Below are 23,254 nucleotides of genomic sequence, written 5' to 3'. Positions count from 1 at the left end.
AAAAAAAAAAAACAACTTGCAATCCATTCTATGGATTTCGTCGGGACGACGTTATCCGGCTATACGCCGCATGGCCCTCGGTCCGAAGGCACCGACCTGGAGCTCGTCCGGTGGATGAGCGAAGCGCTGTGCGTTACCGTTCGTCGCGGAAGGCGCATCAGGACACCCGAGGAAGCGGCGTCGGCCATGCGCGCCGGGGCGGCTTACGTGGGGGGTCGGAGGCGCCATCACGCGCCCGCAGTTCATCGCGGAAGCGCGGGACGGCTTACCGGCTTCATCCGTCCATTCAGGAAGTTTTATTCTGTATCGTCGAAAAAGCACATTCCGGTCGCGTTGCCGCACTAATCGGAATGTGCTTTAATCGATTGTTTCCGCGTCTACTCCTGCTGCTGCCCCTCGATTAATTGAAGAACGCGATACAAGAACGTCGCCGCTTCCGCTCTGCTGGTCGTACTCTTCGGCTTCATATAGCCGCCCGAGCCCGTAACCAGCCCATGCTCGAACAGAGTTGCCACGCTGTCCGCAGCATATGGCGCAATCTGGCTCGCATCACGGAAGCCCTCAAGTGTTGAACCGGATGCGGACGGCTTGATTGCCCCCGTCGTTTGAAGCGCTCGGGTTAGCATAACCATAGCGTCCTGGCGGCTGATTGAGTCACGAGGAGCAAAGTTAACTTCGTTCACTCCCGAAACGATTCCCAATTGCTTGACGATGGACACCGCATCGTAGTAATAATCATTCGGTTTCACATCGGTGAACGTCGAGGTAATCTCGGCGCGCAGGTCAAGCATATTCACCAGCATAAGGATAAAATCAGCTCGCGTTACTTGATTTGCGGGGCTAAAAGTGCCATTTTCGATCGAAGTGCCTTTGACGATGCCTCTTTCGGCCAGTTTCTCTATCGCCTCGCGCGCCCATTCATGCTTGCCGAGGTCAGTGAACGCAACTGGTTTCTTGCCGCCGACAGCATAGACGCCGACTTGGTCGATGGAGAATCGCAGTACGCCCTTGTCTTTGTCATAAGACGTGCCATCAATTGCCGCCGCGCTGTCGCCCGTCAGCTCGAAAGCTTGCAGATCAGCAGCTTGCTCGCCCGCTTGAAGCGAATACGGAATCGCAATGGAAATCGGTGCCTTCGCATTGTTCCAAGACAGAGCTTCACCGTCCAGTTGCAATGCAACTTCAACGATTGGCCTGTTGCCGATCCGGCCAGCCGCTTCGTTGCCGCGATACTCGCCTGCATGGTCGCTTACGATAACGAGCAGCTTTCCGGCATTCTCCTTGACTCCAGCCAGCATGTCGCCAGTCAAAGCAAGCTGGGCATACGGCGTGGAGATATGCAGAATCAGATTAGACTGGTTCGTCAGATTAGCTGCGGGAAGCTCCAAAGCATAGCTGCCAGCCGCGTTCGACAGCTTCAATTCAAGACGAATATGCTTGTTGCCGTTGCTGTCGGCTGTTGCCTTGAGAATCGCGGAATTCAGATCCGCTGCTCCGACCGAAGCCACAGCCTGATTGCCTTTCAATGTCGGGACAAGCACGGCTTTGACTGAACCGTACGTTTGCAACGTATACGGATCTTGCGCCGAACCGCCTCCAATGCTGCCCCCATTGCCTCCGCCAGTGGAAGGCGGCTTGCGATATTCGAAGGCGGCCTGCGCTGGAGTCGTCATGTCATCCGTTTCAAGCTCGACCGTATACAGTCCTTGCTCTTCTCCGGTTAACGTAAAGGCGATGCGGAAGCTTCCGTCATCCTCAGTGCCCGTCTGGCCGGTATATTGAATGTTGCCTTTTGGGTCAAGCACTTTGACATACAAATGTTCTTTCTTGCCGTTCATGACTAACCCATTGATCGTAACTTTCTTCGTGGATGCGTCCACGGCGGCTTGTATGCCGTCCAATGTCTTCAGCTCTTGCCGCTGGGAAAGATTGTACACGCCGAATTCATAGAAGGAATAACCGTAGAACGTTGCCCGATTCAGTCCCTCAAACTTGATGTATCTCGCCGTCGTTGCCGGGAATACCAGCGTATTCTTGCCGTCGGACGCTTTAACCACGCCATTGTTGCCGACTTTCAAGGGCTCCCACGTCTGCTTATCATCCGAGACGCTCAGACGGTATTGGTCCGCGCGCGCATATTCCCAATCGATGCGGACCGTATCGAAGGTTTGCTTGCTGTCCAGATCGATCTGGAACCAAGCCGTATCGCGCACTTCGCTCGCCCAGCGCGTACCCGGTGCGCCATCCAGCGCCTTAGAAGGCTCTAGACCTGCGGCTTCCATCGAGGATGCCTCTGCTTCTTTGTCTTGTGCGATGCTGCCAATCTCGTAATACACGCCTTCCTTCAGGGCCGTATAAGCGCCTTCCGTTACATATTCAAGGCCTTTAGCCCCTTCCAGCTTCGCATTGAATGCCAGCAAATAGCCTATGGCTTCCTCAGGATCGCTCTCTTGCGTACGCTCCATCATAATCAGAGCGTTGCGCATAGCGCGTACCGTATCGGCATTGCTAAGCTGCTTGTTGTCCGCGTATTTATCAACAAGAGCCAATAGACCTTCAGCGCCCAAACGAGCTTCTATTACGAACTTAACCGTCATGGATTTGGCAGCCGCCACCGTCAGCTCCAGCACATGCTTGCCCGGCTTGCCCGTCAGATCTACTATAGTTCCTTGCGTATAAGGTTTGCCGTCATACTTGGCCGTTACTTTGACGATACCGCTGTCATCATCTCCCGGAATGGCCCAGGTGAAGGCGGCCTGTGTCGTATCAGGCACAATCGTATGCTCCGAGATCGGCTCCCCGTTCATGAGCGCTACAAGATCAGGCGCAGCGGCGTCTTGCTTCTGATAAGTGCCCTTCACGAATTGGTACAGCCAATCGTAGAGGACGCGGGTAGCAGGATCCTCGCTTTTCGCCGCGCTGAAAATGGCGTTGTTGCCTTGATAGTACGCTCTATACCCTTGCTGCATTAGCCCTGTATCCACGCCGCTGTTCAAGTAATCGATGAACCGCTCGCGGAAGACGGCGTCATTGATCATCCGGTCATCGAACTCCAGCTCCAGCGACATGCCGTACCGTTTCGCCATATCCGCTGTATCTTCCAGGCGCGAGAACTCCATTTTCTCGAAGAAATAGTTCGGCTGCAGAGATACGGCATCGATGCCGACGTCCTTCCACATGAATTTCTTATAAGCCAAAGAATGAGGGATCCAGAACATCTTCAGGTCAGCGTTATGAACGATGTCGCTCGCTTTCTTGACCATCTCCGGGCCAGTCGTATGCGTGCTTATTTGTTCCTCCAGCCAATACATGCCGACGAGCTCCAGATTCGAGTAGCCCGCAGCCGCCCATCTTGCTTGCACTTCATCGGTCCACCACTGAATCGCTTTGGCCCGGTTGTTCAGCGATACGTCATTACCGACCACACTTAGGTTGAAGTCCAGATTTTCATCGTTAATGCTGCCAAAATCGGACTGATATTCGCCCGGATCGGGTATCATCATAACAACCTTCGTCTTACGGTCAGGCTCGCCAAGCTTCGCGCCTACCTCGGCCGTCGCCTCGTTCAGCGCGCTCATATCGCCGCCGGTGTTAAACGTTTTATTCAAATACCATTCCCATTCCACTCTTCTGGCTTTGCCGGCCACTTCAACCGCGCCGAAGCCTCTGCCGTTTTCCGACGTCAAACCCAGATACAGCACGCCGTCGAACAGCCAATCGACAGGCTCTCCCTGCTTGTTCACATAGCTGATATTAGGGATAACCCGTTCCTTCGTCCAGGTTCCTGTACCATCCGGGTAATGCCCGTTATACAGCAAGCCCAAATTTTCAATCCCGCCAGTAGCCTCCCCAGGTTGCTGGAGACCATAAGGTTCGGGCTGCACTGGCTGGGCTCCGTCGATCAAGCCGTCCGCGCCGGTTATCGTCACCTCGTCGATCATAGTCCACGCCCTCGGATGCACGGAGAACACCACTTTCACATACTGAGCGTAAACCAATCCTTCGGTATAATCGCCACGCTTGACGACTCCGGTCTCTGGGCTGCCGTCCCATTTATACGTCTCGGTGTTGGTCTGATCGCCCCATAACAATTTAGTCGCATTATGAGACAATACGCCCCAGTTCACCCCATCGTCAGACGCGTAGAATGAAACGGTGAGCGGTACAAGCGTTTCGTTGTTCGGCCAATCTTGCAAGAAACGCGCGCTCACGTCCTTGATCGTTTTTTGCTCGCCTAGATCAAACACAACCGAACGGGATTTCTTGTAGCGGTGGCCCACCCAGTTGCCGCTGTCACGGGATGAGTCTACGGCATTGCCGTCCGTCAGCTTCGTCCCGTCATCCGGGAAAGCGTCCTCCGGCTGATCCAACCATGTGTACGTTTTCCCTTGAACCAAATTATAAAAGCTGGCACTTTCTCCGCCCGGCTCCTCCGCATACACGGAGGATATCAACGAGAACAGCATGACCGGGACAAGCAGCAAAGCAGTCAAACTTCGTCTAGTTTTCACTTAAGCTCACGCTCTCTTTCTATACATAATTAGTTCTGCTCCTGCGCTTGCAATTCTGCAAGCGCATCGAGCATGTTCAGAATGACGACCACAGCTTCAGCACGCGTCGCCGAGGCGGCCGGGGCAAACCGGTTGTCCCCCCGACCGTTCATTACTCCCGCCTCCTGGGCTGCTGCCACATACGGCTTCACCCAATCCGGGATTTGATCCGCGTCCGCATAAGAGAGCTCATGCCCTTCCGAAGTCTTCAGGCCCAAGCTGCGAACAATCATCGCTGCCAGTTCTGCTCGGCTAATCGAAGCCTTCGGACGAAAGGTCCCATCCGCATAGCCGCTGATCAGGCCGGATTCCAAGGCTTGCGCAATATAAGGATTCGCCCAAGCTTGAATTGAGCCTGCGTCCGCGAAGTCCAGCGAACTGTTCGTACCTTGCAGCTTCAACGCTTTGACCAACATGACGACGAATTCGTCCCTGCTGACCGTCTTATTCGGCTTGAACGTCTCGTCGGTATAGCCCGCTACGAATCCAAGCTCGACGGCCCGTTTGATGGACGCTTTTGCCCAATGGCTCGCAATATCGTTCAGTCGAACCGTTGTCGATCCGCCAGACTCCCCGCCATTGCCGTTGCCGTTCTCATTGCCATTGCCTGGATCTCCGCCTCCCGGATTCGAACCGCCGTTTTGGCCTTCTTCCGGATCTGGAGTTATTGGAGTCGGAACCCATCCTCCGCCACCAGAGCTAGGCAACGCTTTGATTTTGATCTTGAACGTTTTTTTCGCGGATGCATCTCCCTTGCTGATCGTCGCGGTCAGCATGACCTCCATGTCGCTGCCTGACGGACGTTGCAACAATTGTCCGTTGGCATTCAGATAGTCGGGCTTCGAGCTGCTCCAGACGATACGCGTGCCGAGCTGTCCTTTCTGCGGTAGATAGAGATTCGCGGCAATGCTTTCATTCACATTAAGCTCGATCAGACCCATTACGTCTTCGATCGTTAGACGATCGCGCGCAACGCTCAGCCCGGCATACGCCTGCTCGGCCTCAGGACGAGTCAGCTGGGCGGTTTGAATCGCCGCAGTCGCTTGTACTATCGCCTGTTGAAGCTGTGCCCAGCCCTCAGGAGAGTAATTGTCCTCCACGAGCTTGTAGGCCTCGATAGCTGTCAACAGGTCGATAATCGGCCGTATATTGCCGAGCTTATATTCCTCGCCGTACACTTCAAATTCCTCAAAGGAATAGCCGAACATGGTAGCTCTGGACACGCCTTCGAACTTCACGTATCTGGCCGGCGTGCTTTGGAAGGTAGTCACGACGCGTCCCGGCTTGCCGTTAATCACGCCGTTGTTGTCTTTCACGACATTCGTCCAGTTCTCCTTGTCCTCGGACACGAGAATGCGGTACTTCAAACCGTAAGCCGTTTGCCACAAAATAGATACAGCATCAATGTTCTTCACTTCACCCAGATCCACCATGAACCAGGTATCGTCCACCCAATTGCTGGACCATCTGGTGTCCCCTCTGCCGTCCACCGCTTTGTCCGCCGTGTAGGACGAGGATTCCGGCAGCGAGGATTCGGCTTGCTTATGCAAAGCCAGATTTCCATGCAGGTCCACGTAGGTGTTCCTTACGATGAGTTCGTCAATCAAGCCTTTAAAAGCATTCGTTTCACTGCCTATTTTGGCTACTGGCAATACGAACGTTTCCAACTTGGAGCCGTCTTTTAGAGTAGCCGTATACTCACTGCCGTTAATGAAGATGGAGGTCCCCGTGTCGTCGCCGATCATAATGACATGGGTCCAGCGGTCGGTCGGCAGCTTATAATTGAATTCGCTGACGTAGTTTTCTTTCGTGATGGCCAGTTTGCCGCTGCCCCCGATGTTATATTTCAGCTGTCCATCCGGAGATTCCAGCAGCACAGCTCCTTGCGGGTTGTCAGCGTCCGGTTTGATCCACATGGACATCGTCCATCCGAAACCGAGCGTGCGAAGCGGCGTTTCCACGTAGCTGGCTCCGCCTTTGAGCCTTACTGCTTGCCCGAAGATTCCCTTCTCCGTGCCTGCATTCACCGCGTTGCCGTCAAAGCCGTTGCCCGAACGATCCGCGAAGCCCTCGTCGAAAGTATAATCGAGAACGATATTGCGCTCATTGTCGACTTGAAGCTTGTGCGACTGATGAACACCCGGCGGGTCCACGTACTTTGCGGCATCCGCCTGGAAGCTTGCAAAGTTCCGGTCGACGCGGTTGCCTCTCCACAGCTTCTCCGCCAACACTTGCATGGAAGGCAAGATACGCTGATGCGAGTCCGCCATGGAGACGCCCTTCTCTACGGACACGTCGTTCCAGAGCGCGAACATGCCGCCTTTTACCTGCGGGTGCCCATAAGGAAGCTTCGTCTCCAGCCAATCGTTAGGCTCCCACTCATTGTAAATAAAATCGTAATTCAAATAGCTGCGGTACAGTTGCGGAACGATATAGAGCAAGTTCGTGTTGGTATTGACAACGTCGTAGCCAAGCTCAATGGCCTGCAGGACACTTCCGTACGGCTCATACCAGATGTCCATCGTCGCTTTGTTGCTGACTGGCGTCGTGCCGTCATATGCGGACAGACTGCCCCACAGACGAGCGCGCTTGCCTTTGCTGTTAATGTGGTTAAGGAGCATATCCGCGTACCTGCGGAACGCCTCCTTGTCGTCGCCGAAATATTCATCCGTGCCGACGTGCACGTCCGGGCCGACGAAGGTCGGATTGCTGCCGTCGAGATACTCGTCAAAGAGTTCTTTAATGAAGTCGAGCGTCTCCGGACGATTGATATCCAGCTGATTGTTGCTGCCCAACCTAGGGTCGTAAGCGATGAACGCGCCGGAATGGCCCGGTGTATCGATTTCCGGCACGACGTTTACGCCGTATTCCATCCCAAGCAGCTGCAGGTCTCTGAATTGCTGCTTCGTATAGAAGCCGTCCTTGCTCGTCACTCCCGGGAATTTCTCGCTCTCCAGACGGAAGTAACCGACATCGCCGACATCATCGTTCAGATGAATCTGGAACCGGTTCATCTTATAGTAGGACATCAACTTCACATAATCCCGCAAAATTCGATCGTATAAAACTTGCGGCCCACATCGAGCATGAAGCCTCGATCCGCGTATTTCGGATAATCGCGCGATTGCCCCTTGGGCATCGTCTTATGATCGGCATCGTGGCCGAGCAGTTGAAGGATCGTTTTTGTGCCGAACATGACGCCCGTCTGATCGGAGCCAGCGACGGAAGTATATTCGCCGATATTCAGCTCATAGCCCTCTGTCCCCAATCCCGTTTGCGCGGCATCCAGCACCAAATAGATGTCCCCCTCTTGAGGTGAACCAACCGTAACCGTCAGCGGAAGCTTCGTTAAATCAAGCAAGTCCTTCCGCAAAATATTGGCTGTCCCCTTCAGAGCCGCTTCATCCTCCGCGCGAATGACGATATTGGATTTATCCGTCAAGCGGAACTCGCCGGTTGTGCCCAGCCACTCACGCAAAGAAGGAATGACTCGCGGCTCCGGGTTCCGATCGCTCGTCTGCTCGTAGAGACCGGGTACGGTGACTAGCGCATTATCCGCTAACAGATATGTCGGATCGCTGTCGCTCTCGATTTGCAGCAGCAGCTGAACCTGAGTATCCACAAGCGGCGCATGAATATTGCCCTGCTCGTCGATCACCGGCAAGCTGTCCGTGTTCACCAGTGTCAGCGTATAACCATCCGGTACAGCGGGCAGGTTCAGCTGAGTGTCTCCCTCGGAGACGACGATGCTGTTTTTGACCGCATCCATCATAGGCGGCAACAGCGGTTTGCCCTTGTATACCTCGAATTCCCAGAAGGAGTATCCGTAATAGATACCCTCAATTGGACGTCGCGTTACTCCTTGGAACTTAACGTATTGCGCCAGTGTCGGCTCAAAATCGATCGTATCCTCGACTGATCCGCGGGCGACGAGCACGCGGTTGTCCGCGAATACGTTCCTCCAGGTTACCGCATCGTCAGACACGAGAACTTGATATTGTTCCGCCGGAGTCTGCCAGTTGATGATTACTCTTCCAATTTCTACAGGCTCGCCCAGATCAACGTAGAACCACTGGTCATCCGTTCTTTCCGAAGACCAGCGGCTTGCATCCCGATTGCCACCGTCGACCGCTTTCTCAGGCCCGAAAAAGTCTACTTCGTTCGACGACGAATAAGCCGTCTTTCCTAAAGCCAGATTACCTGTTGCGGCGTCGGACTTCTCCGATGAAACGGCAACTAAAATGAAAGCGGTAACAAAAAACACTAAAAAAATATTCCTATACCGTAAACGCACTAAGATCCCCCCCGTTGTTTATTAGCTCGAATTTTACTCCAGCTTACCGCATGACCCTCCATGCTCAACTGCTGCAGCAATTTTATTATAAGTAGGGGCATTCGTTTCATCGATATACTTGTCTTTACAATACATATACAAATGTGGACATTCGGCCTTCTAAGGTGAATCAAGCATGCCAACATTTCTGTCATATCTCATGCTAATTAATAGTACAAAATCGTGATCCTTTCGAAGAGTAGTGAAAAAGAAAAAAAGCCATTTCAGTAGAATTGGCTTTTCTTCATGTTATGGAAATAGAGCCTAGGGGGATACGCTACGCCCTGCACATTCTCCGTCTACCCGTCACGGGAGTCTAAAACGACTAGACCCATGAACAAATCTTGGCATTTGATGTGGAATTAAGGGGAATCGTCCTAGGCTTTAAGCCCTATTCTCGAGGGGGAGTATATCCGTTGCCCTATTCAGGACCCGCCGATCTTATAGGATAATATAGAAAATGTATCCACTTGAATAGGAATGGGAGTGATTCCTCTTGTTACAATTAAACAGCGAACTGTGGGGCAAGCTAACCGGTCCTTACGAGTCGGGCGAAATGGTACCTGAACTGTTGGAGCGTCTGATGCTTGATTTCGATAAAGAAGTTTTCGACGAGCTATTCCAGGAGCACTTATATCACCAAAATACGATCTATACCGTCACTTACGCGGCAGTACCTTATCTGGCCAAACTTGCTCTCGCATCAAAAAATATGGAAGTGCGCCATGAAATCTACATCACTTGCGGGATTATCGAGTCGTGTCATGACAAAACTAGATCTGAGCCGTATCCCTCGGATTGGAACGAACTCGCTGCTGAAGCGGGAAACGAGGTTTGCGCGGAGATGTACCAATCTTACTTAAAAGCGATAGCGGAGCTTGCTTCGCTGGTTCCAGAGATGTTGGCCTACGCCAAACAAGAAATAAGCAGCGATACCGAAAAAAGATATGTTCTCATTGCCGACGCGGCTTATCGGGAATCCCAGAGCGTGGCAAACATGTTTCTGAATTTTACGGCTGGCGACGAATATGCGGCCGTTTGCGCAGCATGTAATCAAGAGGCTTACTTGTGGCCGAGCGGAGAAGGCGGTCGTATACAAGCATTCGCGGAAGATCCGGTATTCGAACCCCTTCAGGCAGCACATGAGGTTACTCCGGTTGAGGCATTCGTTGAAGCGGAACATCAAATACTGGCGGAGCGAGCCGATCAGCTGGGCGATTCCTCTTTTTTGAACCAATTGCCGTATTTGGCCGGGGAAATGAATTGTCCTTCATGCGGCGCCAGAATGCAGGTTTGGCCTAGTTTGCTTTCGACTTTTGGAGGGTAATAAACATGAACTGGATATCGCATCCATTTCTATGTTTGGGGGGAATGACTTATCAGTGTTTCTATTTATTACACATGCACGAGGGAATACGTCCTAACAGAAAGCGAACAACAAGCAATCACAGCCATTGTCCAACGTTATGATCAGGATTTTGAAGGGAAAGACCGGGCGGAGTCTTTCACAGTGTACAAATTCGATTCGTCCAGATCAACGGAGATCTTCGCTGGCGCTACCAAGCTGTCCATGACGGATCAGATTGAAGATTTGCTGAACGATTTATTTCATTGGTTGAAATGTTTGACCGAGATACGTAGAAAAGTAGACGGTGGTGAATGGCATGTTCACCTGGATGATATCGATGCCGTGTGGGATGATGAATTAGGCTGGAAAATGCCTGAAAACTGATTTCCATAATGAATGCCATGCACTTGCTTGCCAGCCTTCAAATCATAATCATTACCTTTTAGACTACTTACACTTGAAGTCGCTAAAAACGAGCTAATGTTCAATTTTAACGTCAGTTCTACTGAATCTCGGAAAACCCTAACACACTCAATGATCGTACTAAGCATCATTTTCTTTTTAGCAGTAGAAGCTTTCTTAAATACCTCGCGCCAAACAGGAATATAGGTCTAGAGAGCCTGCATTTCAACTTGTTCTACCTTTTTAGCATTGAGCTTCTGAATTACCTCAAAAAGAAATAGACCGCCCTAGTCCAAAGGATGCGGTCTATTTCTACCCGTAATACCTGAAAGCCGCCGCCCTTAAAAGCGGCTATTGCACTGGGAGCCGTGTTTCCGCACGGCTCTCTTTGCATTGTACGATTTATCTACCCAAACTATACCACGATCAAAACCAAATAAAAAGTCACTCCGCTTCCTGAACAACAAAAGAAACGGCATTTCTGCCGTTTCTTTAGGATGGACTCTCAGGGGCTCGAACCCTGGACAAATAGATTAAGAGTCTACTGCTCTACCAACTGAGCTAAGAGTCCATATGAAGTTTGGTGGAGCCAAGGGGGATCGAACCCCTGACCTCATCGCTGCCAGCGATGCGCTCTCCCAGCTGAGCTATGGCCCCAAACGTAATTTTCAGATGTATGTAATCACACATTCTAAAATTCAGTTCGGTGTATTTAAGTCATTCTGACAAATCCAAGCGCCGTAGGCGACTCCTATATAATATAAAAAATCGCCTTCGCTGTCAACACTTTTTTTAGTCATTAGACTAGCCACAACCCTACAATCTGTCCAGATCCCCAGTACTCTTAGATAACAGACCCTTCAGTTCCTTCATAAACATGTTAATATCCTTGAACTGCCGGTATACGGATGCAAAGCGAACGTAAGCGACCTCATCTACTGGATAGAGCTGCTCCATAACCAATTCACCGATCTGTTGGCTCTCTACTTCAGCTACAGCGATCCCACGTAGGGATTTCTCCACCTCAGAGACGATCTTCTCAAGACGTTCTACAGAGACGGGGCGTTTCTCGCAAGCACGGATAAGACCACGCAGTATTTTATCACGGCTGAACTCCTCGCGGCTGCCGTCTTTTTTGATCACGATTAACGGTGTTTCCTCGATCATTTCAAAGGTTGTAAACCGTTTGCTGCAACGCTCACATTCACGCCTGCGGCGGATGGACTTATTCTCATTCGCTGGTCGCGAGTCGAGCACTTTAGTATTTGTGTGATCGCAGTAAGGGCATTTCATAAGCTTCATCACTTCCTATTACATAATGTTTTTAGTCCCGGTATGTTAAACATCCGGCTTTTAAAGGGCTATTTCATTTTTTCCAGAAATCACCGTTTTTTTATTGTAATGATTATGGCAAGTCCGGCACATAATACAGTTACCAACAGAGGAGGTGAACAGCAATGAGCCAAAACAACAGCTCCAATAACCTTGTAGCTCCAAATTCCCGTGGTGCTTTGGAACAACTTAAATATGAAGTTGCCCAAGAACTCGGAATCACGCTTTCCCCAGATGGTTACCAAGGCAATAAAACTTCTTATGAAAATGGTTCGATCGGTGGTTACATCACTAAACGTCTTGTAACCCTGGCAGAACAACAATTGGCAGGTCAATACAAATAACCTGTCCACATAAGCTTACTGAAGAAGTATTAAACGATCGCAAGATCGTTTAATGCTTCTTTTTATACATAACACGGTTTTAGAATTCGTTGTAAATATCCGTGTACTGATCATAGTAATAGTTGACGCGCTGTACATAATGGCGGGTTTCACCAAACGGAATATCCTTAATGGTAGCATCCGTTCCATCCCAGATCCCCTCATCCAGCCATTTTTGAACTTTACCCGGTCCAGCATTATATGCAGCGATAACCGCTGTACGTTTACCTTCGAATTGACGGGATAATGTTGAAAGATACCAGGTACCTAGTTCAATATTTGCTGATGGTTCATGCTTTAGCTCCTCCATAGAAACATCAGGAAGCTTGGCCTTTTCAAGGGCCCATTTGGCGGTATCCGGCATAAGCTGCATTAAACCTATAGCACCTTTTCTGGATTCTCGTCCAGTTTTGAAGTTCGTTTCCACTCGGATAATCGAAGCCACTAGAAATGGGTCAATATCGTACGTAACGCTGTGCTTACGGATCTCATCTTTATAATGGATCGGATAAAACCAGGACATCCAGTTCGTACTCAGAAACAATATCGCAGTAAAACCAATGAATAACAGAAGAAGGACTCTTTTTTTACGTAACCATTTCATGATAAGCCCAGCCTGTCCCAAAGAACAGCAACCTGTTGCTCAGTGTGCGCAAGTTCGCCACTGTTGTCAATGATATAGTCCGCTTTGTTACGCTTCGCTTCAATATCCATCTGTGCATTTAAGCGTGCTTCTGCTTGTTCTATAGAAAGTCCGTTACGTTCCATTAATCGAGCGATTTGCACTTCACGAGGCACGTAGACCACCAGTATTTCATGGAACATGTTCTCGAGTCCTGATTCGAAAAGAAGAGGGATATCCACAATGGTTAACTTCTTTGGATCTTCTTCCTCCATGCTGTTCATACGTTCTTTAATCTCCCGCCGGATTGCGGGATGCGTCAGATTGTTCAGGGCTTGCAGGGCCGCCGGGTCTTGAAATACAATGTCCCCCAGCTTGCCCCTATTCAGTGTGCCATCCGAAGAGAGGATCTCGCTTCCGAATTGTTTCACAGCCGCAGCCAGCACCTCATGACCGGGGAGCATAACTTCTCTGGCGATCACATCCGCGTCAACCAGCCTCGCTCCCTTGCTCACAAGCAGTGCGGACACCGTGCTTTTTCCGGATGCAATGCCTCCGGTTAAGCCAATAATCATGTACTCACCTCATAATAGCTTCAGTATTCCCATTGTAATTAATAATAACGCGGGTAGTGCAGCAGCATGCTTCATCCAGTAGTTCCCGGCGAATCTTAATCCAGTCTTCATGCCCAGCAATAGAAATGTACCACTAAACAGAGCAATTGTAAGTGATGTCCATATCGGATTGAACCCCAGCAATGCTGCGCCAAGTCCAGCTCCAAAAGCATCTAGAGAGAGGGCAATCCCGAGCAGCATAGCCTCCATCGAAGAAATACTCCCGGAATCATCCATATCTGCAGAAGACGGAGTACGCAAGATCTGTACAACAATCCCCAATCGTCGTAACTCAAGGGAAAAGACAGCCGACTTTGCCTGCTCAGGAGCCATGGTAACCTGTTCTACAACATCTTCAGTATCAACAGCTACCTCTGCCCGAGCTTCTGTGGATAGCACATTTTCTTCACTACCTACTTTACGCTCACCTGTCTGTTCCTTCTCTTTCTGCATTAACATCTGGACGAGCGACCAGCACCCCATTAGCACGAGTATAACAGCGCCAACCTCAGAAGCTGCATGTGGAGACACTACCTTGGCAAGCAGAACACCCACTTGCATAGATACACAGATAACTACCCCCGAACAAAGCGAGATAATCAGAATGGAGAGCAATGGTATTTTCATTTTACGCAGTCCATATGTAATACCAACGCCAAAACCATCCAAACTCAAAGCAAAAGCTAGTAATATTAGTGAAAAAAATGGGCTGAGCACCCGCAATCCCTCCTGTGAAGAACCGGAACACTGAAGAATACACTTCATTCAGCTTCCGTTCTCTATTAAGCATTCTTCACACAGTATATGGGCGGGACAAGTAGTGGGTGCCAACCTAATTACCTCTTCAGTTTTCAACCTTACGCTGACAACTTGGACAATAATGCGTGCCGCGGCCACCTACAACCGTTTTCTCAATCATCGTTCCACAGTGGTTACACGGCTGATCTTTACGACCGTAAATCAACAGCTGTTGCTGATAAGTGCCGCTCTCACCTTGACCATTCACATATGATTTTACAGACGAACCACCAGCGTTTACCGCTTCCGTTAGCGTACTGACAATAGCGTGATGTAGCTGATCAAGTTGCTCATCCGAAAGATCTTTGGCGCTGACTTCAGGATGTATCCCTGCACGATGTAACGACTCATCTACATAAATATTACCTATGCCGACGATATATTCCTGATTCAGCAGCAGTGATTTAATTTTTGTGCTTTTGCCTGATACAATCTGCTTAAACCTCTCCGGCGTAAAGGATGGCTCCAGCGGCTCCTGTCCTAGCTTATTAAGAGGAGGCAGCTGGAGGTCTTCACCAATCTGAAAAAGATGCATTGTACCAAACTGACGAACATCCGTGTAACGCAGCTCAGTGCCATCGGTAAAATGGAATATCACATGCGTATGCTTGTCCAGTGGATCTTCGTTCGAAAAAAGTCCGTAACGGCCCTCCATCCGTAAATGAGATACCAGCACCAAACCGTCTAACACGATGCGCAAAAATTTCCCTCTTCGTTCAACATTAACAATGCTATGACCTGCGAGCAGGTTGGCAAAAGCCTGAATATCATCCGGCCGCTGAATAATCCGGGCCAACCGGACGGTTACACTCTCTATCTGCTTTCCATTAACTAAATCATTCAGTGTTCTCTTGACTGTCTCTACTTCCGGTAATTCCGGCATGATGTCTTCACCTCAACTACATTATAGCTGATATGCACACCTTAAAGGGAGCCTATTTCGCTTCGTACCAGTTGCTGCCAAAACTTACCTCTGCTTTAAGCGGCACCGATAACTGCAATGCTCCACCCATTACTTCCGGCAAAAGCGTCTTCATGAGCTCCATTTCATCCTCTGGCACCTCGAATACAAGCTCATCGTGTACCTGAAGCAACATACGGCTCTTTAGCCCACGCTCAAATAGCGCCTTGTCCATATGCACCATCGCCAGCTTAATAATATCAGCGGCAGTTCCTTGTATAGGTGTGTTCATTGCTGTACGTTCCGCAAAAGAACGCAGATTAAAGTTCTTGGCATTAATCTCAGGCAAGTAACGACGGCGTTCCAGCAGCGTGGTTACATAACCATATTTCCTTGCATCAACTACGATATCATCCATATATCGACGTACACCTTGGTATACCTCGAAATACTGCTCAATAAATTGAGCGGCTTCTTTGCGAGGAATATTCAAGTTCTGCGACAGACCATAATCACTAATTCCGTACACAATACCAAAGTTAACGGCTTTAGCAGCACGACGCATATTGCTATCAACCTGATCGGCGGTAACTCCAAATACATCCATCGCTGTCTTCGTGTGAATATCCATATCATGGAGAAAAGCTTCCTTCATCCGCTCATCACCGGAGATGTGCGCAAGTACCCGTAGTTCAATCTGCGAATAGTCCGCCGCCAGAATGGACCAGCCCGGTTCGGATGGAACAAACACTTTACGGATTTTACGTCCTTCTTCTAAGCGGATTGGAATGTTCTGCAGGTTCGGAAATTGGCTGCTAAGCCGTCCTGTCGCAGCAATCGTCTGCCGATAGAATGTATGCACCTTCCCTGTTTTCGGGGAAATTTCCTTGAGCAGCCCCTCTACATAGGTGGATTGCAATTTAGCAATCGTGCGATATTGTAGAATCAAACGTACCACATCGTGATACGGTGCTAACTTTTCCAGCACCTCTGCGTCTGTTGAATATCCGGTCTTCGTCTTCTTGACGACAGGAAGACCCAGTTTTACAAATAAGATCTCGCCCAACTGCTTTGGTGAATTCAAATTAAACTCTGTGCCACAAATTTCATAAATTTCGGTGACCAGCTTGGAAATCTGAGCTTCGAATTCTTTTCCTAATTCTTTAAGATCCCCTTCGTTGACTGCAATCCCCTGTTTCTCCATATCCGCAAGAATACGTGATAATGGCATTTCGAGATCCTCGAACAGTCCGGTCATCGCCGTTTCAATCAATTCCTGCTGTTGTTTCTGTGCGATGCCAAGTACCGCAGCACTCTTACGTGCGACATGATTTCCTAAGATTTCAAGCTCAGGAATCTTATATTTGGCGCCTTTACCAAATACATCTTCATCAGGTGACAATCTTGGCAAGCCGTATTTCGTAGCGAGATCGTTTAGGTTCTGATTAGCTTCCGTCGGATCCAGCAAATAAGCCGCCAGCTGCACATCATGGGCTGCACCTGCAAAAGCAATCCCCTGCCAATGCAGTGCCAAATCAGCACGGTGAAGATCATATCCGCTCTTCGGAGCCTTCTCATCTCCTAACCAGTCGCGTAGCTTCGCAGCCGCTGGTTTCTGTAGTAATCCAAACGGCACATAATAATGTCGCTCCAGAGTAGATAGCCCTACCCCGATCACCTCGGCACGATGCGGATTATCCCCATTGGATTCCACATGCAGCGCTGAAATACTAGGCAACGCTTCATTTAGCGCCTCAAGTTCATCTTCACTCACGATCGAAATATCGAGTGTAGCAGCTTCTACTTCCGCTGCACCCTCTTCTCCATCAGCTACTGGAGCATAGGCACTAAGTGACAACCTTTCCAGAAGTGATTTGAATTCTAATTTTGCGAGTGCGGGTCCTGCTGTATCCGCAGAAATTCCGTTAAAGATCATATCTTCCCACGAATGTTCAAGAGGCACTTCACGATAGATGGTTGCCAGTTTCTTACTCATGACAGCGTCTTCCGCGTGAGCTTCCAGCTTTTCTTTCATTTTACCTTTAAGCTCACCGGTTCCTGCTAATACGCCTTCAACCGATCCAAATTGATGCAACAGCTTGAGCGCTGTTTTCTCACCAACACCCGGAACGCCCGGAATGTTATCACTCGCATCACCCATCAGTCCCTTAAGGTCGATGATCTGCTCGGGTGTTAAATCATATTTCTCACGAATTTGTTCTGGTCCATAAAGCTCAACCTCAGTAACACCTTTGCGGATCAACGCAACGGTCGTATGTTCGGAAGCCAGTTGAAGCATATCCTTGTCTCCCGACACGATCATAACCTGCCGGCCTGCTTCATCTGCTTGGCGAGAAATGGTTCCAATAATATCATCGGCCTCATAATTGCCAATTTCAAACTGCGGTACACCCAGATTTCTGAGCAAATCTTTCAGCAGTGGAAACTGCTCGGAGAGCTCGGGAGGTGTCTTTTGCCGACCGCCTTTATAATCCTCATAACCTTCATGCCGGAATGTGACTTTCCCTGCATCGAAGGCAACAATCATATGTGTCGGCTTGTGTTCTTCAATTAAACGGAGCAGCATCGTTGTGAAACCGTACACCGCGTTCGTCTGTTGCCCTGCTGTATTCGTTAGCGGGGGCATCGCGAAGAATGCGCGGTAAATAATATTATTTCCATCTATAAGTATCAACTTGTCCATAGTGCACCTCGCCTTTTTCATGCTTACTTCTTACATCTTAACATATGGCCTGTCCAAGTAGAAACGGCTATACAACAAGTAGCCGCCCTTATACAAGGACGGCTACTTTCATTTACCTAAAAAACACAAAAGATGTGAAGGTGCAAGTAATGGAGGAGAGGTTTGGAACTGTAGGAGCAGAGCGCCCGCCTTTGTCTCTGGATTTACACCACTAAAGGTGGTTAAAATAAAATAAATCTGGAGATAACAGCGGCCGAAAGTCCAAACACTCTCTGTAATTACCAGCCACTGAACATCTTTTGCAAAACACTACTCATTCAAATCTGGACGACTACCGGTAACCAGGTAAACTACGCTTTCACCAATGTTAGTAGCGTGATCGCCAATCCGTTCGATATAACGGCCTACCAGTGTCAATAACATAGCTTGGGATACTGTCTCCGGCTTTGTTACCATATAAGAATACAACTCATTGATCATCGCACCATACAATTGATCGACCTGATCATCATCCTGTGCCATTTTATAAGCCAGATCAGTGTTCTCATCCAGGTAAGACTGGATCGCCTCATCGATCATAATTGTCACGATTTCAGCCATACGAGGAATGTCTACAAGGGGCTTAATCAACTGTTGGCCTTGAAGACGCATGGTCGCCTTAGCTACATCAATCGCCAGATCCCCCATGCGTTCCAAATCGCTTGATATTTTGAAGGCAACGATAATGCGGCGCAAATCCTTAGCTACGGGCTGCTGCGTAATAATTAAGCGTGAGCCAATTTCCATGATTTTATCTTCCATGGCATTCAGCTGTAAATCCGCTTCAACGACTTCCTGTGCGAGCGTTGTATCTAGATTTTGTAATGCATTAATTGCACCTTCAAGAGCATCCTTAACATGCTCACCCATCTGCTGCAGCAGACTGCGCAGCTCTTCCAAGTCTTTATCAAATTCTTTTCTGCGAATCATAATAAGAGCGATCCTCCTCATTAACGTATGGTCAGCTTGCCATTTCCAGGGACGAACACCCTTTTAAATCTGATCAGCCGAAACGTCCGGAAATATAATCTTCAGTGCGGGAATCTTTAGGGTTCGAGAAAAGCACCTCTGTGTCCGCCGCCTCTACAATTACACCATTTAAGAAAAACACGGTTCGACCGGATACACGTGCGGCCTGATGCATGTTATGAGTTACCATAACAATGGTATACTCACTTCTTAATTCCTGAACAAGCTCTTCTATCTTGAGAGTGGATACAGGATCGAGCGCAGAGGTTGCCTCATCCATTAGCAGAATATCAGGCTGTACTGCTAACGCTCTAGCAATACAAAGCCGCTGCTGCTGTCCACCAGACAAGCTAAGGGCAGATTTCTTCAGAAAATCTTTCACTTCCTCCCATAGGGCGGAGTGACGCAAGCTTTTTTCTACGATCTCATCCAGTTCACTTTTGGAACGGATGCCGTGTAAACGGGGACCGTAAGCTACATTGTCGTAAATCGACTTAGGAAAAGGATTCGGCTGTTGAAACACCATACCGACCTGCTTACGCAGGCTTTCCACCTCTACCTCATCACTATAAATATTTTTGCCACCGATGTTTACAGTTCCTTCTATACGTGTGCCAGGAATCATATCATTCATACGATTCAATGTGCGAAGCAACGTGGATTTCCCGCAACCGGAAGGTCCAATAAAAGCGGTAACCTGTTTCTCCGGGATTTGCAGATTCACATTCTTCAGTGCGTGGAACGACTCATAGTAGAGATCAAGATTCTCTATGTCAATGATGGATTTCATTAGTGTTTACGTCTCCTTCTCATCATCTTCGATCTCCATGATAAGCTTTTAGTGTAAATACAGTTGGAGAGAAATGTTAACGCAATGTAAAATCAGTGAGATGAATGGGTCCACATCACAGTATTTCCCCAGAAGCCAACTAGTACTCCGAGCATTTCTTATTTATGAAAAGTATAGAAAAAATAGAACTCCAGTCACTCTAAATGACCGGAGCTCTTTTTTTATTAACCACTAATTTATAGCCTACGCCTCGAATCGAATCGATATGAACGGATTCTGGATCCAGCTCAAGCTTTTTACGAAGTGAACTTACATGCACGTCCACCGTACGCTGCCCACCAATATAATCAAAGCCCCATACAGCATTCATGAGATCATCTCTCGTCAACACAACTCCTGGCTTACGAGCCAAATATAATAGCACTTCGAACTCTTTAGGCCGCAAGTTAATACTATGACCACCGAGGGAGACTTCATATCTCTCAGGGTAAATCTCTAATTGACCTAAGATAATGGTAGAAGCAGAGATAGGTGTTTCTGTCGGTGCTTCCTCAGCAAGTCCAGAAATCCTCCGAAGTACAGCACTTACTCTAGCGAGCAGTTCAGAGACGCCGAATGGTTTGGTTATATAATCATCAGCACCTGATTTCAGCCCTCTAACAACATCTTCTTCCGCATTTTTGGCGGTCAACACAATAATAGGTGTACGGATACCTTGTCCACGCAATTTATCAAGGATGTCAATGCCATTCATACCTGGCAACATCAGATCTAATACGATCAAGTCAAAAGGTTCCCTCGTCGCACGATCATATCCTGCCGTACCATGATCCTCTACTGTTACCTCGTAACCTTCCTGCGTTAAGTTATAGGACAGCAGCCGGGCCAGTGTCGGTTCGTCTTCAATGACAAGCAATCGTTGAGCCATAGGTTCCCCCGTCTTCCATATAGTTTGATTTTTACAAAGCAACAACAAAACAATCATATCACCACAATGTTAACTTGGTGTAAAATCAATAAGATGAATTTACAAAAATCTAATCCACCTTTTCTTCCTGCAAGAGCGGCAACTCAATAATAAATGAACTTCCGATCCCCAGATCACTTTTAACCGAAATCACACCATGGTGCAGATCTATCAAGTGCTTCACAATAGACAGTCCCAGCCCCGTTCCACCGGAACTTCTTGATCTTGCTTTATCCACTCGATAAAAACGTTCGAAAATGCGCGGCAGATCCTTTTTGGGAATCCCCATCCCTGTATCGGTAACGGTAAATTGGACATTCTCTGAACCATCTGGCTTCAGTATATTCTTAACGTAGACTTTTACGCTACCCCCTTCATGCGTGTAATTAATCGCATTGGAGAGCAGATTCATAAAAATTTGACGTAGTTTATCTTCATCGGCCTCAATGAACAGCTCCTCAGGAACCTCTACGTTAAGACTAATACTTTTCTTCTCAGCCACTTTGCTAATGGTTCCCAGCACGGAATCAAAGAATTCAATAATATGAACAGGTGAGCAATCGAGCTGCACACGTTTAGATTCGATTTTAGATAATTCCAGAATATCTCCAATCAATCGATTTAAGCGTTCGTTCTCATCATAAATAATTTGCAAGAAGGAACGGGCTGTCTTCTCATCCTTAACCCCACCACCCAGCAAGGTCTCAGCAAATCCTTTAACAGCGGCAACCGGCGTCTTCAATTCATGGGATACGTTAGCGACAAATTCACTTCGCATCCGCTCCAAGCGACGAATCTCTGTTACTTCCTGCAGCAGGAAGAGCATGCCTCTATACGTCCCGTCCTGGATCATAGGTACTGCGTCCATGCGTACAATCCGCTCTCTCGGATTGTAAATACTTCGTTCTTCATGGAGCGGTTCTTTATTCGATACCCCTTCTTCAAGCAGACGTGTTAACTCATAATGACGCTTTAGCTCCTTGTACGAATGACCCGCCATTTCACTGTTGCTAACATCCAGCATCCGCTCTGAAGCTCGGTTCAGCAGGGCAATTTCTTCGTCCGCATTGATCATTATGATGCCGCCAGTCATATTGTCCAGTACGCTTTGCAGCAGATCCTCATTATCACGAATAGTCTTAAGCTGAGCTTGAAGACTGTCAGCCATGGCATTTATTGCTGTCGCCAGCTGCCCGACCTCATCTTTACGCTTCAAATGGACTCTTGCATCATAATCAAGATCTGTAATACGCCGCGCGACTCTCGTGATTTGTTCAAGCGGTGAAGTCATGCTCGATGCCACTTTGTAGCTGACAATAGTTGCTGCCAGGAACAAAACAACTAACCCCCCAGCCATAATCATCCAAGCACGGTTAAGCCCTTCCGTTACTGCATCCAGTCCCATCGAGACCCGAATGTAACCGTCAAAACCATGATCTGAGGTCACCCGCTCAGCTACATATAACATCTCGCGATCTAAAGTTTCGCTGTAACGAATGGCTCGTCCAGTCCCCTCTTTAGCCGCAACAATCTCCTCTTCACGATTGGCGTGATTGTCCATCTCCAGAGGATTTTTCTCTGAATCCCCTAAAACTTCACCTGACTTACTGATAAAAGTAATCCGGGAATCTAGAAGCTCGGCGACATGCTCTGCCTGCTCCGTGTAATACGGAATGGCATTGGTGGCGTTCATATCTACAAATTCCAATGTGCCTGCGAGTAAATTTATTTCCCGGGACATGTTCTCTTCGAGAGCAGCTATATGGGAGCTCTTAAACAGATGAGCCATCGTAAATCCAGTGCCAATCATGGAAATACCGATTAAGGCCATAAGTATAAACGTAAGACGAGCGCGAAACGGTTTCATCTGAAGTGTGCCTCTCCCTTTTTCATTGTATCTTTTATCCTAACTTCATTTTCATCAAAAAACCAGTGCTACTATTTTCGTGACATAAATCCCTACTATAATAGATTATATAAAAATAACAGCCCAAGTTGATTATCTCTGGACTGTTACTTTGTATTACTTTTGTAAAATATCATGATTTCATTCTATACAGGTTGCAAGAAACCACTGATTGCCCTGAGCATCTCTAATACCCGCTCCTCTTTCTCCATAAGGCTTATCCAATGGTTCTTCAATGATGGATGCCCCGGCATCCAAGCACTTACGAAAGGTCTCATCCACATTTCTTACATATAGATGAATAGCGAGCTGTACTGGTGAATATTTCTCATTAGCTTCGGAAACCTCGATGATCGAATCTCCTATTCTAAGTTCTGCATGTCTAATCTTGCCTTCATCATTCCGCAGCATATCATTAATTCTTGCATCAAAGCAGTTCACAACAAAATCAATCAATTGATCTGCACCAGCCACGATAAAATACGGAGTAACGTTAAGAAGACCATTTCTAATATAATGTGGTACCATTCGTAAACCTCCTTTAGACAAGCATAAACACCTTCGACATCCCTATCTATATGGACGCTAAGTGATTA

Annotated in this window: 18 protein-coding genes and 2 tRNA genes; 4 read left to right on the top strand and 16 right to left on the bottom strand. The window is 48.3% G+C overall.

Annotation, left to right across the window (positions count from 1 at the left end; translation table 11 throughout):
- Positions 1–30: 30 nt before the first annotated feature.
- Positions 31–345: a hypothetical protein gene (locus NST34_RS09115; protein ID WP_341127594.1), complete on the top strand. Its 315-nt coding sequence runs from the start codon at positions 31–33 to the stop codon at positions 343–345.
- 32 nt (positions 346–377) lie between these two features.
- Here NST34_RS09115 and NST34_RS09110 read toward each other — a convergent pair whose 3' ends face one another.
- The 3 genes from NST34_RS09110 to NST34_RS09100 are packed head-to-tail and all read right to left on the bottom strand — an operon-like array spanning position 378 to position 8,844.
- Positions 378–4,493: a DUF4855 domain-containing protein gene (locus NST34_RS09110; RefSeq protein ID WP_341127593.1), complete on the bottom strand. Its 4,116-nt coding sequence runs from the start codon at positions 4,491–4,493 to the stop codon at positions 378–380.
- A 47-nt stretch (positions 4,494–4,540) separates the two neighbouring features.
- On the bottom strand, positions 4,541–7,564 hold the full coding sequence (locus NST34_RS09105) for an S-layer homology domain-containing protein (protein ID WP_341127592.1): 3,024 nt from the start codon (positions 7,562–7,564) through the stop codon (positions 4,541–4,543).
- Positions 7,565–7,584: 20 nt separating this feature from the next.
- Entirely contained in the window at positions 7,585–8,844 is a 1,260-nt protein-coding gene (locus NST34_RS09100) for a glycoside hydrolase family 20 zincin-like fold domain-containing protein (protein WP_341127591.1), read from the bottom strand.
- Between the two features lie 535 nt (positions 8,845–9,379).
- On the opposite strand from NST34_RS09100, the gene NST34_RS09095 reads away from it, so the two are divergent.
- A complete protein-coding gene (locus NST34_RS09095) occupies positions 9,380–10,210 on the top strand; it encodes a hypothetical protein (RefSeq protein ID WP_341127590.1) in 831 nt (276 codons plus the stop codon).
- 183 nt (positions 10,211–10,393) lie between these two features.
- Positions 10,394–10,615, top strand: a complete 222-nt coding sequence (locus NST34_RS09090) for a hypothetical protein (RefSeq protein ID WP_231573411.1) — start codon at positions 10,394–10,396, stop codon at positions 10,613–10,615.
- Between the two features lie 516 nt (positions 10,616–11,131).
- On the opposite strand, the gene NST34_RS09085 is transcribed toward NST34_RS09090, so the two are convergent.
- From NST34_RS09085 to nrdR, 3 genes are all read right to left on the bottom strand, one after another.
- Positions 11,132–11,204, bottom strand: a tRNA-Lys gene (locus NST34_RS09085).
- Between the two features lie 10 nt (positions 11,205–11,214).
- A tRNA-Ala gene (locus NST34_RS09080) sits at positions 11,215–11,290 on the bottom strand.
- A gap of 159 nt (positions 11,291–11,449) precedes the next feature.
- Positions 11,450–11,926, bottom strand: coding sequence for a transcriptional regulator NrdR (nrdR, locus tag NST34_RS09075; RefSeq protein ID WP_042126015.1), 477 nt, complete (start codon positions 11,924–11,926; stop codon positions 11,450–11,452).
- A 164-nt stretch (positions 11,927–12,090) separates the two neighbouring features.
- Between nrdR and NST34_RS09070 the strand changes: the two genes are divergently transcribed.
- Positions 12,091–12,309 carry an alpha/beta-type small acid-soluble spore protein gene (locus NST34_RS09070; RefSeq protein WP_042126012.1) on the top strand — a complete coding sequence of 73 codons (219 nt, stop codon included), beginning with the start codon at positions 12,091–12,093 and terminating at the stop codon, positions 12,307–12,309.
- Positions 12,310–12,388: 79 nt separating this feature from the next.
- Here the strand turns inward: NST34_RS09070 and NST34_RS09065 are convergent, their stop codons facing one another.
- From NST34_RS09065 to NST34_RS09020, 10 genes are all read right to left on the bottom strand, one after another.
- On the bottom strand, positions 12,389–12,952 hold the full coding sequence (locus NST34_RS09065) for a lytic transglycosylase domain-containing protein (RefSeq protein WP_076283312.1): 564 nt from the start codon (positions 12,950–12,952) through the stop codon (positions 12,389–12,391).
- A complete protein-coding gene (gene coaE, locus NST34_RS09060; protein WP_076300911.1) occupies positions 12,949–13,545 on the bottom strand; it encodes a dephospho-CoA kinase in 597 nt (198 codons plus the stop codon). The genes NST34_RS09065 and coaE overlap by 4 nt, the downstream gene beginning before the upstream one ends.
- 9 nt (positions 13,546–13,554) lie before the next feature.
- A complete protein-coding gene (locus NST34_RS09055; protein ID WP_076283314.1) occupies positions 13,555–14,301 on the bottom strand; it encodes an MntP/YtaF family protein in 747 nt (248 codons plus the stop codon).
- A 127-nt stretch (positions 14,302–14,428) separates the two neighbouring features.
- On the bottom strand, positions 14,429–15,265 hold the full coding sequence (gene mutM, locus NST34_RS09050) for a DNA-formamidopyrimidine glycosylase (RefSeq protein ID WP_042186551.1): 837 nt from the start codon (positions 15,263–15,265) through the stop codon (positions 14,429–14,431).
- A 52-nt stretch (positions 15,266–15,317) separates the two neighbouring features.
- Entirely contained in the window at positions 15,318–17,987 is a 2,670-nt protein-coding gene (gene polA, locus NST34_RS09045) for a DNA polymerase I (RefSeq protein ID WP_341127589.1), read from the bottom strand.
- 309 nt (positions 17,988–18,296) lie between these two features.
- On the bottom strand, positions 18,297–18,956 hold the full coding sequence (phoU, locus tag NST34_RS09040; protein WP_042186547.1) for a phosphate signaling complex protein PhoU: 660 nt from the start codon (positions 18,954–18,956) through the stop codon (positions 18,297–18,299).
- A 73-nt stretch (positions 18,957–19,029) separates the two neighbouring features.
- The gene (gene pstB / locus NST34_RS09035) at positions 19,030–19,785 is read right to left on the bottom strand and encodes a phosphate ABC transporter ATP-binding protein PstB (RefSeq protein WP_042186541.1); all 756 of its coding nucleotides are present in this window, start codon (positions 19,783–19,785) and stop codon (positions 19,030–19,032) included.
- Between the two features lie 199 nt (positions 19,786–19,984).
- Entirely contained in the window at positions 19,985–20,713 is a 729-nt protein-coding gene (locus tag NST34_RS09030) for a response regulator transcription factor (RefSeq protein ID WP_042125998.1), read from the bottom strand.
- 109 nt (positions 20,714–20,822) lie between these two features.
- Positions 20,823–22,619 (bottom strand): two-component system histidine kinase PnpS, encoded by a 1,797-nt coding sequence (pnpS, locus tag NST34_RS09025; RefSeq protein ID WP_076300910.1) that lies wholly within the window; start codon positions 22,617–22,619, stop codon positions 20,823–20,825.
- A 180-nt stretch (positions 22,620–22,799) separates the two neighbouring features.
- Positions 22,800–23,186, bottom strand: a complete 387-nt coding sequence (locus NST34_RS09020; RefSeq protein WP_339269977.1) for a VOC family protein — start codon at positions 23,184–23,186, stop codon at positions 22,800–22,802.
- Between the last annotated feature and the right edge of the window lie 68 nt (positions 23,187–23,254).

The sequence above is a fragment of the Paenibacillus sp. FSL H7-0714 genome (assembly GCF_038003765.1).
Lineage (GTDB): Bacteria > Bacillota > Bacilli > Paenibacillales > Paenibacillaceae > Paenibacillus_AQ.
This window is presented reverse-complemented; position numbering and strand designations above follow the sequence as displayed.

Coding starts and splice junctions, on each gene's coding strand:
- NST34_RS09115 (WP_341127594.1), top strand. CDS start 31: ATGGATTTCGTCGGGACGACGTTATCCGGCTATACGCCGCATGGCCCT.
- NST34_RS09105 (WP_341127592.1), bottom strand. CDS start 7,564: ATGAACCGGTTCCAGATTCATCTGAACGATGATGTCGGCGATGTCGGT.
- nrdR (WP_042126015.1), bottom strand. CDS start 11,926: ATGAAATGCCCTTACTGCGATCACACAAATACTAAAGTGCTCGACTCG.
- NST34_RS09070 (WP_042126012.1), top strand. CDS start 12,091: ATGAGCCAAAACAACAGCTCCAATAACCTTGTAGCTCCAAATTCCCGT.
- NST34_RS09065 (WP_076283312.1), bottom strand. CDS start 12,952: ATGAAATGGTTACGTAAAAAAAGAGTCCTTCTTCTGTTATTCATTGGT.
- coaE (WP_076300911.1), bottom strand. CDS start 13,545: ATGATTATTGGCTTAACCGGAGGCATTGCATCCGGAAAAAGCACGGTG.
- mutM (WP_042186551.1), bottom strand. CDS start 15,265: ATGCCGGAATTACCGGAAGTAGAGACAGTCAAGAGAACACTGAATGAT.
- polA (WP_341127589.1), bottom strand. CDS start 17,987: ATGGACAAGTTGATACTTATAGATGGAAATAATATTATTTACCGCGCA.
- phoU (WP_042186547.1), bottom strand. CDS start 18,956: ATGATTCGCAGAAAAGAATTTGATAAAGACTTGGAAGAGCTGCGCAGT.
- pstB (WP_042186541.1), bottom strand. CDS start 19,785: ATGAAATCCATCATTGACATAGAGAATCTTGATCTCTACTATGAGTCG.
- NST34_RS09030 (WP_042125998.1), bottom strand. CDS start 20,713: ATGGCTCAACGATTGCTTGTCATTGAAGACGAACCGACACTGGCCCGG.
- pnpS (WP_076300910.1), bottom strand. CDS start 22,619: ATGAAACCGTTTCGCGCTCGTCTTACGTTTATACTTATGGCCTTAATC.
- NST34_RS09020 (WP_339269977.1), bottom strand. CDS start 23,186: ATGGTACCACATTATATTAGAAATGGTCTTCTTAACGTTACTCCGTAT.